Source organism: Xaviernesmea rhizosphaerae (assembly GCF_001938945.1).
GTDB lineage: Bacteria > Pseudomonadota > Alphaproteobacteria > Rhizobiales > Rhizobiaceae > Xaviernesmea > Xaviernesmea rhizosphaerae.
In genome coordinates this window covers 113,289-126,704 of sequence record NZ_MKIO01000033.1, presented here as the reverse complement: position 1 = coordinate 126,704, position 13,416 = coordinate 113,289, and the positions used below count along the sequence as shown (strand labels likewise).

At 66.4% G+C, this 13,416-nt stretch carries 13 protein-coding genes; 10 read left to right on the top strand and 3 right to left on the bottom strand.

Going from position 1 to position 13,416, the window contains the following annotated elements; all coding sequences use genetic code 11:
- Positions 1–9 precede the first annotated feature (9 nt).
- Entirely contained in the window at positions 10–1,869 is a 1,860-nt protein-coding gene (locus BJF92_RS15705) for a tetratricopeptide repeat protein (RefSeq protein WP_075635698.1), read from the bottom strand.
- On the opposite strand from BJF92_RS15705, the gene BJF92_RS25240 reads away from it, so the two are divergent.
- The gene (locus BJF92_RS25240) at positions 1,855–2,073 is read left to right on the top strand and encodes a hypothetical protein (protein WP_143524058.1); all 219 of its coding nucleotides are present in this window, start codon (positions 1,855–1,857) and stop codon (positions 2,071–2,073) included. The two genes, BJF92_RS15705 and BJF92_RS25240, sit on opposite strands and share 15 nt — an antisense overlap.
- Positions 2,074–2,365: 292 nt before the next feature.
- Here the strand turns inward: BJF92_RS25240 and BJF92_RS15700 are convergent, their stop codons facing one another.
- Entirely contained in the window at positions 2,366–3,382 is a 1,017-nt protein-coding gene (locus BJF92_RS15700) for a polyprenyl synthetase family protein (protein WP_075635697.1), read from the bottom strand.
- Between the two features lie 178 nt (positions 3,383–3,560).
- Here BJF92_RS15700 and BJF92_RS15695 point away from each other — a divergent pair, with 178 nt between their 5' ends.
- The 5 genes from BJF92_RS15695 to BJF92_RS15675 all read left to right on the top strand — a co-directional run bounded on the left by BJF92_RS15695 (position 3,561) and on the right by BJF92_RS15675 (position 7,117).
- Complete coding sequence (locus BJF92_RS15695) at positions 3,561–3,791, top strand: putative signal transducing protein (protein WP_075635696.1); 231 nt, start codon at positions 3,561–3,563, stop codon at positions 3,789–3,791.
- Between the two features lie 143 nt (positions 3,792–3,934).
- Positions 3,935–4,708, top strand: a complete 774-nt coding sequence (locus tag BJF92_RS15690) for a tRNA1(Val) (adenine(37)-N6)-methyltransferase (RefSeq protein ID WP_075635784.1) — start codon at positions 3,935–3,937, stop codon at positions 4,706–4,708.
- 169 nt (positions 4,709–4,877) lie between these two features.
- Positions 4,878–5,750 (top strand): S49 family peptidase, encoded by an 873-nt coding sequence (locus BJF92_RS15685; RefSeq protein WP_075635695.1) that lies wholly within the window; start codon positions 4,878–4,880, stop codon positions 5,748–5,750.
- 48 nt (positions 5,751–5,798) lie between these two features.
- Positions 5,799–5,984, top strand: coding sequence for a hypothetical protein (locus BJF92_RS15680; protein WP_075635694.1), 186 nt, complete (start codon positions 5,799–5,801; stop codon positions 5,982–5,984).
- Between the two features lie 176 nt (positions 5,985–6,160).
- Entirely contained in the window at positions 6,161–7,117 is a 957-nt protein-coding gene (locus BJF92_RS15675; protein WP_075635693.1) for a glycine--tRNA ligase subunit alpha, read from the top strand.
- Between the two features lie 146 nt (positions 7,118–7,263).
- On the opposite strand, the gene BJF92_RS25620 is transcribed toward BJF92_RS15675, so the two are convergent.
- Positions 7,264–7,416: a hypothetical protein gene (locus BJF92_RS25620; protein WP_158032238.1), complete on the bottom strand. Its 153-nt coding sequence runs from the start codon at positions 7,414–7,416 to the stop codon at positions 7,264–7,266.
- 831 nt (positions 7,417–8,247) lie between these two features.
- Here BJF92_RS25620 and BJF92_RS15670 point away from each other — a divergent pair.
- From BJF92_RS15670 to BJF92_RS15655, 4 genes are all read left to right on the top strand, one after another.
- The gene (locus BJF92_RS15670; protein ID WP_075635692.1) at positions 8,248–8,778 is read left to right on the top strand and encodes a LemA family protein; all 531 of its coding nucleotides are present in this window, start codon (positions 8,248–8,250) and stop codon (positions 8,776–8,778) included.
- A gap of 255 nt (positions 8,779–9,033) precedes the next feature.
- Positions 9,034–10,302, top strand: coding sequence for a 3-phosphoshikimate 1-carboxyvinyltransferase (locus tag BJF92_RS15665; protein ID WP_075635691.1), 1,269 nt, complete (start codon positions 9,034–9,036; stop codon positions 10,300–10,302).
- Between the two features lie 269 nt (positions 10,303–10,571).
- Positions 10,572–12,833 carry a glycine--tRNA ligase subunit beta gene (gene glyS, locus BJF92_RS15660; protein ID WP_075635690.1) on the top strand — a complete coding sequence of 754 codons (2,262 nt, stop codon included), beginning with the start codon at positions 10,572–10,574 and terminating at the stop codon, positions 12,831–12,833.
- A gap of 4 nt (positions 12,834–12,837) precedes the next feature.
- On the top strand, positions 12,838–13,362 hold the full coding sequence (locus BJF92_RS15655) for a 2-thiouracil desulfurase family protein (RefSeq protein WP_075635689.1): 525 nt from the start codon (positions 12,838–12,840) through the stop codon (positions 13,360–13,362).
- Positions 13,363–13,416: the final 54 nt, after the last annotated feature.

Below are 13,416 nucleotides of genomic sequence, written 5' to 3'. Positions count from 1 at the left end.
GCGCGCCGATCAGGACTTCTTTTCAGGCGTGGCCGGTGCTTCGGGCGTTGCCGGCGCCGGCGGCGTGGGGGCCGTCTGCTGTGCCGGCGTCGGCGACGCCTCGGCGGCGGCCGGCACCTTTTCCGCCAGCGGCGGCAGGCCGTTGGCGATCTTCTCCTTGATCTTCGGGATCTCGGAGGCTTCTGGCTTCAGCTCCAGCGCCTGGTTCCACTGATAGACGGCCTCCAGGCGGCGGCCGACGCGCCAGTAGACATCGCCGAGATGGTCGTTCAGCGTCGGGTCGCCGGCCATCAGCTCCACCGCGCGCTCCAGCTCGGTCACCGCCTCGTCGAAGCGGTTCAGACGGTAATAGGCCCAGCCCAGGCTGTCGACGATGTAGCCGTCATCCGGCTTCAACTCGACCGCCTTGCGGATCATGTTGAGGCCTTCTTCCAGGTTGATGTTCATATCGACCCAGGAATAGCCGAGATAGTTCAAAACCTGCGGCTGGTCGGGATTGAGCTCCAGCGCCTTCTTGAAGTTCGGCTCGGCCTTGTCCCAGATCTTCTGGCGCTCATAGGCAATGCCGCGCTGGAAGAAGATGCTCCAGTCGCTCTTGCGCGGGGTGGGGCCCAGGGCCTCGACGGCGCGGTCATAGACCTCGCCCATCGCCTTGTAATCCTTGGCCTCAGACAGCACGCTGCCATAGGCCATGTAGCTGCGCATGTCCTTGGGATCGAGATCGATCAGCGTGCGCAGATGCGTCTTGGCTTCCTCCACCTGGCCGATAGAGGCGAGGCTGAGGCCGAGCTGCATTTCCGACAGACGGCGCATTGGCGAATTGTCCGGCACCATCTTGTAGAAGGAGATGGCGCGATCGGGCTGCTTCAGGTTCTCGGCGATGCTGCCGAGCATGACCAGGATGTCGGCGCTGTCGGGGTCGAGCGCACGCGCGGTCTGCAGATAGAGCGAGACCACGTCTTCCGCGCCTTCCCGGTTCAGCGCCGCGCCAATGGAGAAGAGAACGGCGGCCGCACCCTGCGTGGCGTCGCGCACCTGCTGCTCCTGCGGCTTGCCCTCTTCGATGCTGGTGCGCAGCGCCGAAAGCGGGGCGTAATTGTTGAGGAAGGTCTCGCCAACGGCCACAGCGTCGAGCGCCTTCTGCTTGTTGCCGTCCTGGGCTTCCAGCCGGGCGAGCGCCATCACCGCGCGCAGGAAGGTGTCGGGCGCCGCGCCGCCGCCGGTGCGGTCGGTCACCGCCTCGTTCAGCCGCGTGCGGGCGGTTGCCTTGTCGCCGGCAGCCAGCGCGATGGCGCCGGCATGGTAATTCTTGAAGATGCCGAACCAGTCCGGCCCGTCCATGGCGTTGATCGCGGCGATCGCCTCCTTGGGGCGGCCCTGGCCGGCCTTGGCCCAGGCCACGAGCAGCCCGTTCATCAGCCGGTCGAGATCGTTCGGACCCTTGTACTGCAGGATCTTCTGCGCGTTGCGGTATTCCTTCTTGCGGATGGCCTCGACGCCGCGGGCAATGGTAGTGATCCGCTCGACCGCGCCGTCGGACTTCAGCTGCTCGGCCAGCGTCACGCCTTCCGAAAGATTGCCGTTCATCAACAGGGTGATCATCAGCCGCTGCTTGACCTCGCGATTGCCGGGCTCGAACTCCAGCGCGGTGCGGTAGAGCTTGGTGGCATTGTCGAGATCCTGATCGACATCGGCCGTGCGGGCCGCCAGGAAGGCGCCGGAGAAGCTGTTGACGGAATTGACGTCGAACGGCTCGCTGCGCTTCACCTCGGCCTTTTGCTCCGCATGAGAGGCGGGCGCAGCGGCAACGGTCGCAAGCGCCAGGATGGCGGCACCGGCCATAAGGCGAAGAAAGTGGTTCTGGCGCATGTCAAGCCTTTCAATGCGGCGCGCGCGGTTCCCGCATGCGCCGGCTCAATCCCCGTGATTCACCCGATTCTTACCGCATCCGCGCGCAAGCCGGGAAGATGCCGCGCGATGTTTCTCGCAACGGCGTTGTCATCTCATGTGCCCTTTGCAGGCCGCGCCGCCCGTCTGCCGGAAACGGCATCGGCCGAGGCGCTGATGGCATGAGGCTTCCAGCATGAGGAAACGGCAACAGAATGGCTTTTTTGCGCAAAGCCGTGAAAGATCATGACGCAGTGCACATGGCCGTTATCGCTGGCCTTGCTATTCCTGGCCTTGTCTCGGCTCTTGCCGGTCGCGGCCGTTTCGGGCGCGGAGGCTGGCGGCGGGGCCGCCTGCCTCTTGCTCTCGGCTAGAGCGTCAGACTGAAAATCATGCGCAGTCTGATGCTCTAGGGTTTTGTTTTTGCATCGGAATTGTCCGAAAACCGGTTCCCACTTTTCGGTCCGATGCTCTAGGCTCAGTTGACGCGCTGGATGCAGAAGTCGATGACGTCGAGCAGCGCCTGCTTGTGGGCCGAGGCTGGCAGGGGAGCCAGCGCATCACGGGCGATGGTGCCGTAATGTTCGGCGCGGGCGATCGTGTCCTTCAGCGCGCCGTACCGGTTGATGAGGCCCAGCGCCTTTTCCAGATTGGCGTCGCCGGTTTCGCCGCCTTCGATCGCCCGGCGCCAGAATTCGCGCTCCTCCTGCGACCCGCGGCGATAGGAGAGGATCACCGGAAGCGTGATCTTGCCTTCGCGGAAATCGTCGCCGACATTCTTGCCGAGATCGGCCGAGGAGCCGCCATAGTCGAGCACGTCATCGACCAGCTGGAAGGCGAGGCCGAGGTTCATGCCATAGGATTTCAGCGCGTTGCGCTGGGCGCGGTCGGTCTTGGCGACGATCGGGCCGACTTCGGCGGCGGCGGCGAAGAGGGCGGCGGTCTTGGCGCGGATGACGGCGAGATAGTCGTCCTCCGTCGTCTCCATGTTCTTGGCGACGGAGAGCTGCAGCACCTCGCCCTCGGCAATGACGGAGGCGGCGGTGGACAGCACGTCGAGCGCCTCGAGCGAGCCGACATCGACCATCATGCGGAAGGCCTGGCCGAGCAGGAAATCGCCGACGAGCACACTGGCCTGGTTGCCCCAGATCATCCGCGCCGTAGACTTGCCGCGGCGCATGTCGCTTTCGTCCACCACGTCGTCATGCAGCAGCGTGGCCGTGTGCATGAATTCGACCGAGGTGGCCAGCTTGATATGCGCATCGCCTTCGTAGCCGAGCATGGAGGCGGCGGCGAGCGTCAGCATCGGGCGCAGGCGCTTGCCGCCCGAGGAGATCAGGTGGTTGGCCACCTCCGGGATCATCTCGACATCGGAGCCGGCCTTGGAGAGAATCAGCTGGTTTACCCGCTCCATATCGGCCTTGGTCAGATCGACCAGCGGCTTGACCGACGCCGGTTTGCTCTTCCCATCTTCCAGCGGTATGACGACGCCCAACTTACGGCACTCCTGTTCATTTTTCGCCCACAAGAATAGAAACAGGGGCTTGTCGCGGCAAGGGCGAAATGCAGCCGTTCACCGGAATGCGTTCGTCGGCGCTTGCCCAGCCGCGCTGTCCGCCCCCGGCGGGCATCGCAGGCGGCCGGACGGCGCGAGCGTGAGGTCTTGAAAGAGCATGGAAGAACTGATCCGAACCAATGATGCCGTCGTGCTCTCCTTCGCCGAGAGCCTGCTGCGCGATGCCGGCATCGTCTGTTTCGTCGCCGATCAGGGCATGAGCATTCTCGAGGGTTCGCTCGGCCTCCTGCCGCGCCGGCTGATGGTGGACGGCGAGAGGGCCGGCGCCGCCCGGCGGCTCTTGATCGATGCGGGTCTGGGCGACGAGCTGCGCGAGGCTGCGCCTTGAGCCCGCGCGCGCCGCAAAGCCCCAGCCCCAGGGACGCGATCGCCGCTCCCGCGCAGGAGGCTGCCGACGCGCCGGCGGCGTGCGCCGGAGCGGAGGTCTCGGCCGCGGAGCTTCAGGCGGCGGCGCCGGTAGAGGTTCCTGCCGTGGCCCCGGGAGAGACCCTCGATGCCTTTCACCGCGGCGCCTTCCACCTCCTGCAGCCGGCCCGCCAGGGTCATCGCTCGGGCATGGACGCCATGCTGCTGGCATCGCTGGTGGCGGCCGAAGGCCCCTTTCAGCTCGCCGATCTCGGTGCGGGGGCCGGCGCGGCGGGGCTCGCCGTGGCCGCCCGGCTGCCGCGGGCGCAGGTGATGCTGGTGGAGCGCTCGCCCATCATGGCCGGATTCGCCCGGCGCAGCCTGGACCTGCCCGAAAATGCGCATTTGCGGCCAAGACTGAGCGTGATCGAGGCGGATGTGACGCTGACCGGCCGGGCCCGGCAGGCGGCGGGACTGGCCGACGATCATTTCGACCATGTCATCCTCAATCCGCCCTTCAACCATGGCGCTGACCGGCGCACGCCCGACCGCCTCAAGGCCGAGGCCCATGCCATGGAGGCCGGCCTGTTCGAGGACTGGATCCGTACCGCCGGCGCCATCCTCAAGCCCGGCGGCCAGATGGCGCTGATCGCGCGGCCGGAGTCGATCGCCGAGATCATCGGCGCCTGCGGCCGGCGCTTCGGCGGGCTGGAGGTGACGGCGCTGCATCCGCGCGACGGGGCGGACGCCGTGCGCATCCTGGTGACCGCGATCAAGCAGAGCCGCGCGCGGCTGCGTTTGCGCGCGCCCCTGATCATGCACGAGGCCCAGTCCCATCGCTTCACCGCGCTGGTCGATGATCTCAACAATGGCCGCGCGGCCTATCCGCGCAATGGCTGACGCCGCCGTCCTCCGCCCGGCGCGCGCAGCCGGTTTAACGCATCCGTGACCCACGCACGGGGAAGCGTGAGCGGCACAGGAGAAAGATGGCTTGCGTGCCGCGCGCGGCCACCTACATGCTTGTCGCGCCCCGATCCGGTGTCGCCGCCTTCGCGTCTCAGGAGTTTTCATGCCCGGCTTTCTCGCCTCTCTTCTTCCCCAGTCCCTTCTGCCGAAGCGCCTGCGCCGGGACCGCGTGACCATTCCCGTCGTGCGCCTGCACGGCACGATCATGGCCGGCGGCAGCGCCTTCCGGCCCATGCTGAACCTGGCGGCCGTCGCCTCCAGCCTGGAGCGGGCCTTTGCCGTCAAGGGGGCGCCGGCCGTGGCCATCTCCATCAATTCGCCGGGCGGCTCGCCGGTGCAGTCGCGGCTGATCTACCAGCGCATCCGCGATCTGGCCGAGGAGAAGAAGAAGCGCGTGCTCGTCTTCGTCGAGGATGTCGCGGCCTCCGGCGGCTATATGATCGCGTTGGCCGGCGACGAGATCATCGCCGATCCCACCTCGATCGTCGGCTCGATCGGTGTCGTGTCCGGCGGCTTCGGCTTTCCCGAACTGCTCAAGAAGATCGGTGTGGAGCGGCGCGTCTATACCTCCGGCGAGAACAAGGTGATCCTCGATCCCTTCCAGCCGGAAAAGGAAGGGGATATCGATTATCTCCACGGGCTACAGCGCGACATTCACGAGACCTTCATCGCTATGGTCAAGGCCCGGCGCGGGGCGCTGCTGAAGGACGAGCCGACGCTGTTTTCCGGCCTGTTCTGGACCGGCACGCGCGGACGCGAACTCGGGCTCGTCGACGGGCTGGGCGACATGCGCGGCGAGCTGCGCCGGCGCTATGGCGACAAGGCCGAGCTGAAACTCATCTCGTCCCAGCGCGGCCTGTTCGGCCGCCGCCAGCCGGGAGCGGAGACCGTGCTGCCGGCGTTGGCCTCGGGCGCTGTGGCAGGGCTTGCGGAACTGGCCGAGGAAAAGGCATTATGGGGACGCTACGGGCTTTGAAGACCCCAGCACCTGCCGGCCTGGAAGGCCCGGCTCTGAAGGACCGCCATGCCGAACCTCTTCCTCCTCCTGATCATCGCGCTGGTCGCCTGGCTCGGCTATCGCAAATTTCTGGCCGACGCCGAAAAGCTCGCCCGCCAGCGCGAACGCGTCCGCCGCGAACGCGAGGCCGGCGCGCAGGGCACGCTGGTCAAGGACCCGGCGACGGGGGAATACAGGGTGAAGCAGGATTGATTTGATCGGCACGGTCGAGGCGTAGGGCGAAAGTCAGGTAAGCTCCGTGAAGATCGTTCGCTGCCGCAAGATGGCGTCAGATCCCACAAAACCACAGCTGCTTGCGCTGATCCATTGACCCCCGCCGCCGCCCGTGGCACTCGTCCCGGTCAATGATGAGACCCGTGACGGACGCCATGACCGACATTCCCGCGCATATGAATCCGAAGCGCTCCTTTCAGGCGCTGATCCTGACCCTGCACAATTACTGGGCCGACAAGGGCTGCGCCGTGCTGCAGCCCTATGACATGGAGGTGGGCGCGGGCACGTTCCACCCCGCCACGACGCTGCGCGCGCTGGGGCCGAAGCCCTGGCGGGCGGCCTATGTGCAGCCCTCACGCCGGCCGACGGACGGGCGCTATGGCGAGAACCCCAACCGGCTGCAGCATTATTACCAGTATCAGGTGATCCTGAAGCCGAACCCGTCCAATCTGCAGGAGCTCTATCTCGGTTCGCTCAAGGCCATCGGCCTCGATCCGCTGCTGCACGACATCCGCTTCGTCGAGGACGACTGGGAAAGCCCGACGCTCGGCGCCTGGGGGCTGGGCTGGGAGTGCTGGTGCGACGGCATGGAAGTCTCGCAGTTCACCTATTTCCAGCAGGTCTGCGGTATCGAATGCGCGCCGGTCTCGGGCGAACTGACCTATGGTCTCGAGCGGCTGGCCATGTATGTCCAGGGCGTCGACAATGTCTATGACCTGAACTTCAACGGCCGCGAGGGCGACGAGAAGATCAGCTATGGCGACGTCTTCCTGCAGGCCGAGCAGGAATATTCCCGGCACAATTTCGAATATGCCAATACCGAGATGCTGCATCGCCATTTCAGCGATGCGGAGAAGGAATGCCAGGCGCTTCTGGCCGCCGGCGCGCCTGGCGACACCGACAATCAGCGCCTGCACAAATGCGTCTTCCCGGCCTATGACCAATGCATCAAGGCCAGCCACGTCTTCAATCTGCTGGATGCGCGCGGCGTGATCTCGGTCACCGAGCGCCAGAGCTATATTCTGCGCGTGCGCACATTGGCCAAGGCCTGCGGCGAGGCCTTCCTGCTGACCGATGCCGGCGGCGCCAATCTGGAGCGACCGGCGGCCTGATCCGCCTTGACGGCGCATGAGCCGTGGTTCATTCGACGAGAAACGGCCGACCGATGCTGAGACAGGCATCGGTCGGCTTTTTTCTGCATGCGGTTTGGAGCATCGGACCGGAAACCGGTTCCTGATTCTCGGTCCGATGCTTCAGGTCAGGACCAGCGGCTGGCGGGCTCGGTCGGCTTGCGCAGGCCGATGACGAAGTCGCTGTTTTTCGGCCGCTGGCGCTCGCTGCGCAGGGCGACCAGATGGCTGGCACCCATCAGCGCGACGGCGCCGAGGGCGATGCTGGCAAGAATGGTCATGCGGGATTGCCTTTCTTGAGTGGAAGCCGGTGCCGAGCGCCGCTTCCATCGGGTGGTCGACAAAAGGCATTCATTGCCGGGATCGGCAGGGAAAAGGATTCCTGCCGTGTGCATCGGCCCGAAAGCGGTTTCAGCCTTTCGGGCAGGTCTGATGAAGAACAAGATTTCGAGCGTTGAACCGAATTCGGGCTTTCGGTCTGGCGCTCAAGACGCGGAAACGCACGGAAACAGAACGCGGAGCCTCTCCTGCAAAGACGGGACAGCCAGATCGGCGCGAGAGCCTCGTGCCGAAACGGGAAAACCGGTTTTCCGAACAATCCGATGCCGCTGGGGACAACAGGTGGAGATCGCCTGTCGACGACCGGACCGCATCGGCGGCACCCGGCTTTGCTCCCTGCAGATGAGACGTTCGTCACGCATGCCGGCCCCTTGCACGCGCGCCTTGGCGCCCCTGCAACGACATGCTTTTCGCGTGGCAACTCCCCCTGCCGCCGCGCCTGGCGCTTCCGGTGCCGGCGGGTCAGGCCGGAAAGGACGTGTCGCCCGATCCGGCTTCCGCCGACATGCAGAAGATCGGATCACTCTGCTTGAGCGGTCTTGCGTGGGCCTGATGCGGCCGCATCCTGGTGCCGGCCATGCCCGCGAGAGTATATCGCACGAAGCCGGTGACCAATTTTGCGCGACATGCGCCAAGGCGCAGCTTGCTTGTTCTCGCCGGGTAAAGGCGCTAGAGCCTGACGCCGAAACGTGGAAGCCTATGTCCACATCGCGATGCCCTCAATCAACAATCCCTGATCGAAATCCGGCTTTTGTCGTTGGAAAAGGAAGCCTATGTCCGCGCTGATCGCGCTCATCCTGCCGGTCCTGCTCGTCGCTCTGTGGATGGCGCTGCTTGTCCGCAGCCTCTTGCGGGCGCGGCGGGCGAAGGAGGCGGCCTGGGCGGCCCTCGACCTGCCGCTTCGCCGCCGCATGGATCTGGTGCCGCCGCTCGCCGCCTGGCTCGAAGCCCGTGCCCGACCCGAAGGCGCCCGGCTGCGCGCACTGTATGATCGTGGGAAGGACCTGCCGGAGCACGCGACGGCGGAGCGGATGACGCTCGACACGCATTTGTCGCAGGCCCTGGCGCGTCTCTTCACGCTGGCCGAGACCGATCCCGATCTCAAGCAGGATGCGGAATTTTCGTCCCTGCGTGCCGGCTTTGCCGCCGCCGAGGCCGATCTGCAGGGCGCGCGGCGCGGCTATAATGCTGCCGCGCGCGATCTCAATGCGCTGATCGAGAGCTTCCCCGCCAATCTGCTGGCCGGCTCCCTCGGCCTTGCCAAGGCGCAATACATCGAACTTGCGCCGAGAGCATCGGATTGATCCGAAAACCGTATGCCGCCTTTTGGCCTGGGGCTCTGGCCCCGCTCGGCGATGATCTTCGGCAAGGCATCGCCCGCGCGCTCTCGACCTTTTGCCGCGCGCGTCGTAGAGGCAGGGGGATGATGCGGAGAGGGCCGTCTTCCGAGGCTGCCCGTCCCGCCGGATGAAAGGGCGGTGATCGCCGCCGGACACGACAGGTCGCGGGGCCATGCCGCTTTTGCGGGCGCGCCTTGCGGGGAGAGACAGGCAAGACCCATGGCAGAGACGAAACCCACGCTGACGATCCTTCCGCCCGGCCGGCCGCTCATCGGCCGCGTGAGCCCGCCCGGCTCCAAGTCGATCACCAACCGCGCGCTGCTGCTGGCCGGCCTTGCCATGGGGACGAGCCGGCTGACCGGCGCGCTCAAGAGCGATGACACGCTCTATATGGCCGAAGCGCTGCGCCGGATGGGCGTAGCGGTGGAGGAGCCCGATGCCACCAGCTTCGTCGTGACCGGCACAGGCCGGCTGACGCCTCCCGCCGCCCCGCTGTTTCTCGGCAATGCCGGCACGGCCACCCGCTTTCTCACGGCCGCCGCCGCGCTGGTGGAAGGCACCGTGGTGGTCGATGGCGATGGCCACATGCGCAAGCGGCCGATCCGCCCGCTGATCGCGGCACTCTCGGCCCTGGGTGTGGCGGCGGAAGCCGAAACCGGCTGCCCGCCGGTGACGGTTCACGGCACGGGCGATCTGCCGGGCGCCCGCGTCACGATCGATGCCGGGCTGTCCAGCCAATATGTCTCGGCGCTGCTGATGGCGGCAGCCGGGGCCAGCCATCCGGTCGAGGTGGTGCTGGACGGCACGGAGATCGGTGCGCGCGGCTATGTCGATCTCACGCTTGCCGCCATGCGCGCCTTTGGCGCCGAGGTGGAGGAAACAGGCGAGGGCGCCTGGCGCGTCGCGCCCACGGGCTACCGCGCCGCCGATTTCCTGGTCGAGCCCGATGCTTCGGCCGCGACCTATCTCTGGGCGGCGGAAAAGCTGACCAAGGGCCAGATCGATCTCGGCGTGCCGGCGGATGCCTTCTCGCAGCCGGATGCGCGCGCCTATGCCGTCATGTCCGCCTTCCCGCACATGCCGGCCGTCATCGACGGATCGCAGATGCAGGATGCGGTGCCGACGCTCGCCGTGCTCGCCGCCTTCAACGAGACGCCGGTGCGTTTCACCGGGCTTGCCAATCTGCGCGTCAAGGAATGCGACCGCGTGCATGCGCTGGCCAAGGGGCTGACCGCCATCCGCCCCGGCCTCGGCGTGGAAGAGGGCGACGATCTCCTCGTCGCCTCCGATCCCGCGCTGGCCGGCCAGACGGTCTCCGCTTCGATCGACACCTTCGCCGATCACCGCATCGCCATGAGCTTTGCCCTTGCCGGGCTGATGGTCGCCGGCATCGCCATCGAGGACCCGGCCTGCGTGGCGAAGACCTATCCCGGCTATTGGGATGCGCTGGCTTCGCTCGGCGTCGCCTTTTCCGGCGAGGCGCCCTGATCGGGAACCCGGCGACCGCTCGGGTCACCGGCTGCGATCCTCGGGCCCATCCACGCTCCGACCGGCTGCGCACCTGGCGCAGCCTTCGGCCGGCGGTATGGAAAACCGGCGGCAAAGCCTGAGCCTCGCCGCGGCCATCTCCCGGTCCCGGCCGTTTTTCGATTGTGCCGCCAGCGCAAACTTTGCTAGCAACGCCGGCGAACCTCCCTGTTCCGCGCCCCTTCAAGGGGCCTCTTTTTCCGGCCCGGCCGGATGCGATGGAAACACCGATGCCCGATCTTCTGCTCGAACTCCGCTCCGAGGAAATTCCCGCCCAGATGCAGCGCAAGGCGGCGGGCGATCTGCGCAAGCTGGTGACGGATGCGCTGGTGGAAGCGGGCCTGACCTATGAGGGTGCGCGCGAATACTGGACGCCGCGCCGCTTGACGCTCGACATTCGCGGGCTGACCGCCCGCTCGGCCGACCAGCACGAGGAGCGCAAGGGCCCGCGCGTCGATGCCAATGAAAAGGCGATCGAGGGTTTTCTGCGCGGCGCGGGGCTTGCTTCCATTTCTGAGGCGCATGTCCACCGCGATCCGAAGAAGGGCGATTTCTACGTTGCCCATATCGTCAAGCCGGGCCGCGCGGCGGAAGAGGTGATCGCCGAGGTCATGCCCGGCATCATCCGCAATTTCCCCTGGCCCAAGTCGATGCGCTCCGGCGTCGCCTCCGCCCGTCCCGGCGCGCTGCGCTGGGTGCGGCCGCTGCAGACGATTCTCTGCACCTTCGGCCCGGAAAACGAGGAGACGCAGGTGATCCCCTTCGAGGTCGACGGCATCGTCGCCTCCAACCTCACCGCCGGCCATCGCTTCCACGCCCCCGATCTCTTCACTGTGCGCCGCTTCGCCGATTACGTGGAGAAGCTGGAGCGCGCCTTCGTCGTGCTTGATGCCGACCGGCGCAAGGACATGATCCTGCACGATGCCCGCGATCTGGCCTTCGCCAGCGGGCTGGAGCTGGTGGAGGATGAGGGCCTGCTCGAGGAGGTCTCCGGCCTTGTCGAATGGCCGCAGGTGCTGATGGGCTCCTTCGAGGAGAGCTTCCTGTCGATCCCGGCCGAGATCATCCGCCTGACGATCAAGACCAACCAGAAGTGTTTCGTCACAAGGCCGCAAGGGGCCGAGGCCGGCACGCTGTCCAACCGCTTCATCCTGGTCGCCAATATCGCGGCGAAAGATGGCGGGGCGGAGATCGTCCATGGCAATGGCAAGGTGGTGCGCGCGCGCCTGTCCGACGCCAAGCATTTCTGGACCCGCGACCAGGGCAACCTGCCCGACCTCCACGCGCTGAAGCCCTCTGCCGAGAAATTCGGCCTGGATCTTGCCAAGCCGCTCGACCAGCGCATGGCCAAGCTCGACGCGCTGAATGTGACCTTTCATGCGAAAATCGGCACGCAGGGAGAACGCGTCCAGCGCATCCGCGCGCTGGCGGCAAAGCTTGCTGCCGTCACCGGCGCCGATGCCGCACTGGTCGATCGCGCCGCCGTGCTGGCCAAGGCGGACCTGCGCACCGAGGCCGTCGGCGAGTTTCCCGAGCTTCAGGGCGTGATGGGCCGCAAATATGCGCTGCTGCAGGGCGAAAGCCCTTCCGTCGCCGCCGCCATCGAAGACCACTGGAAGCCGAACGGCCCGTCCGACCGTCTGCCGGAAGACGCCGTGGGGCTGACCATCGCGCTGGCCGACAAGCTCGACACGCTCGCGTGCTTCTGGGCTATCGACGAGAAGCCGACTGGCTCGAAGGACCCTTACGCGCTGCGCCGTGCGGCGCTTGGCGTCATTCGCATGCTGCTGGAGCGGAAAATTCGGCTGCCGCTGCTCGATACGTTCTCCTATGCGGTGCTTGGACGGGCTCTCTCTAATGAAGAGAGAGATTCAATTGCAATAGAAAGCACGCTAGACATCACAAGGCTAGTTGTATCGGTAAATAGAAAATCCGATATAACTTGGGATGAATTCAGTAGTGTTTTTTTGAAGGGAAGTCTCCTCTCCTTCTTCCATGACCGTCTCAAGGTCTATCTGCGCGATCTCGGCGCCCGCCACGACATCATCGATGCCGTGCTGACGCCGGAGGCCGACGACCTCTTGATGGTGGCCCGCCGCGCCGAGGCGCTGACGGCCTTCATCACCTCGGAAGAGGGCAGGAACCTGCTGGCCGGCACGAAGCGCGCCACGCAGCTGCTGGCGGCCGAGGAAAAAAAGGGCGCGGCGGTCGCGGCTTCCGTCGATCCCGCGCTGTTGACGCTGGATGCGGAAAAGACGCTCCATACCGCCGTCGTCACCGCCGCCGCCGAGGCGGCCAAGGCGGTCGCCGCGGAAGATTTCCGCGTCGCCATGGAGGCGCTCTCGGCTCTGCGCGGTCCTGTCGACCGCTTCTTCGACGATGTGCTGGTCAATGACGAGAACCCCGCCATCCGCGCCAACCGCCTGGCGCTGCTCGGCCAGATCCGCGCCGCCACGGGCACCGTCGCCGATTTCTCCAAGATCGTCGGCTGAGGCCATGGAGCCGGCGGGAGGCCCCAAGGCGCGCATTCTCGTCAGCGCCTGCCTGCTCGGCCAGGCCGTGCGCTATGATGGCAGGGGCAAGCCGCTTCTCCACCCGCTGATGACCTTGTGGCAGGCGGAGGGCCGGCTGGTGCCGCTCTGCCCTGAAGTGTCCGCTGGCCTGCCCGTTCCCCGTCCTCCGGCCGAGATCGCGGCGGGTGCAGGCGGCGCGGCCTTGCTGTCCGGCATGGCCCGTGTTGTGGAAAAGACCGGCGGCGACGTGACCGCAGCCTTTCTTCAGGCGGCGGAAAACGCGCTGGCGCTCGCAACGAGCATGGGCTGTCGCCATGCGCTGCTGATCGACGGCAGCCCCTCCTGCGGCACGCTGGCGATCTATGATGGCAGCTTTGGCGGCCGCAAGGTGGCGGGCGAGGGGGTGGTGGCCGCGCGATTGCGCCAGGCCGGCATCGCCGTCTTTGCCGATCGCGAGATCGAGGCTCTGGCCTGCGCACTGGCGGAGGCGGACCGCCGAGCCTTGTGAGCATCGAGTCCGCTTGTAGCGCACGTGACATCGACATGACCCGAGGATCAGGTG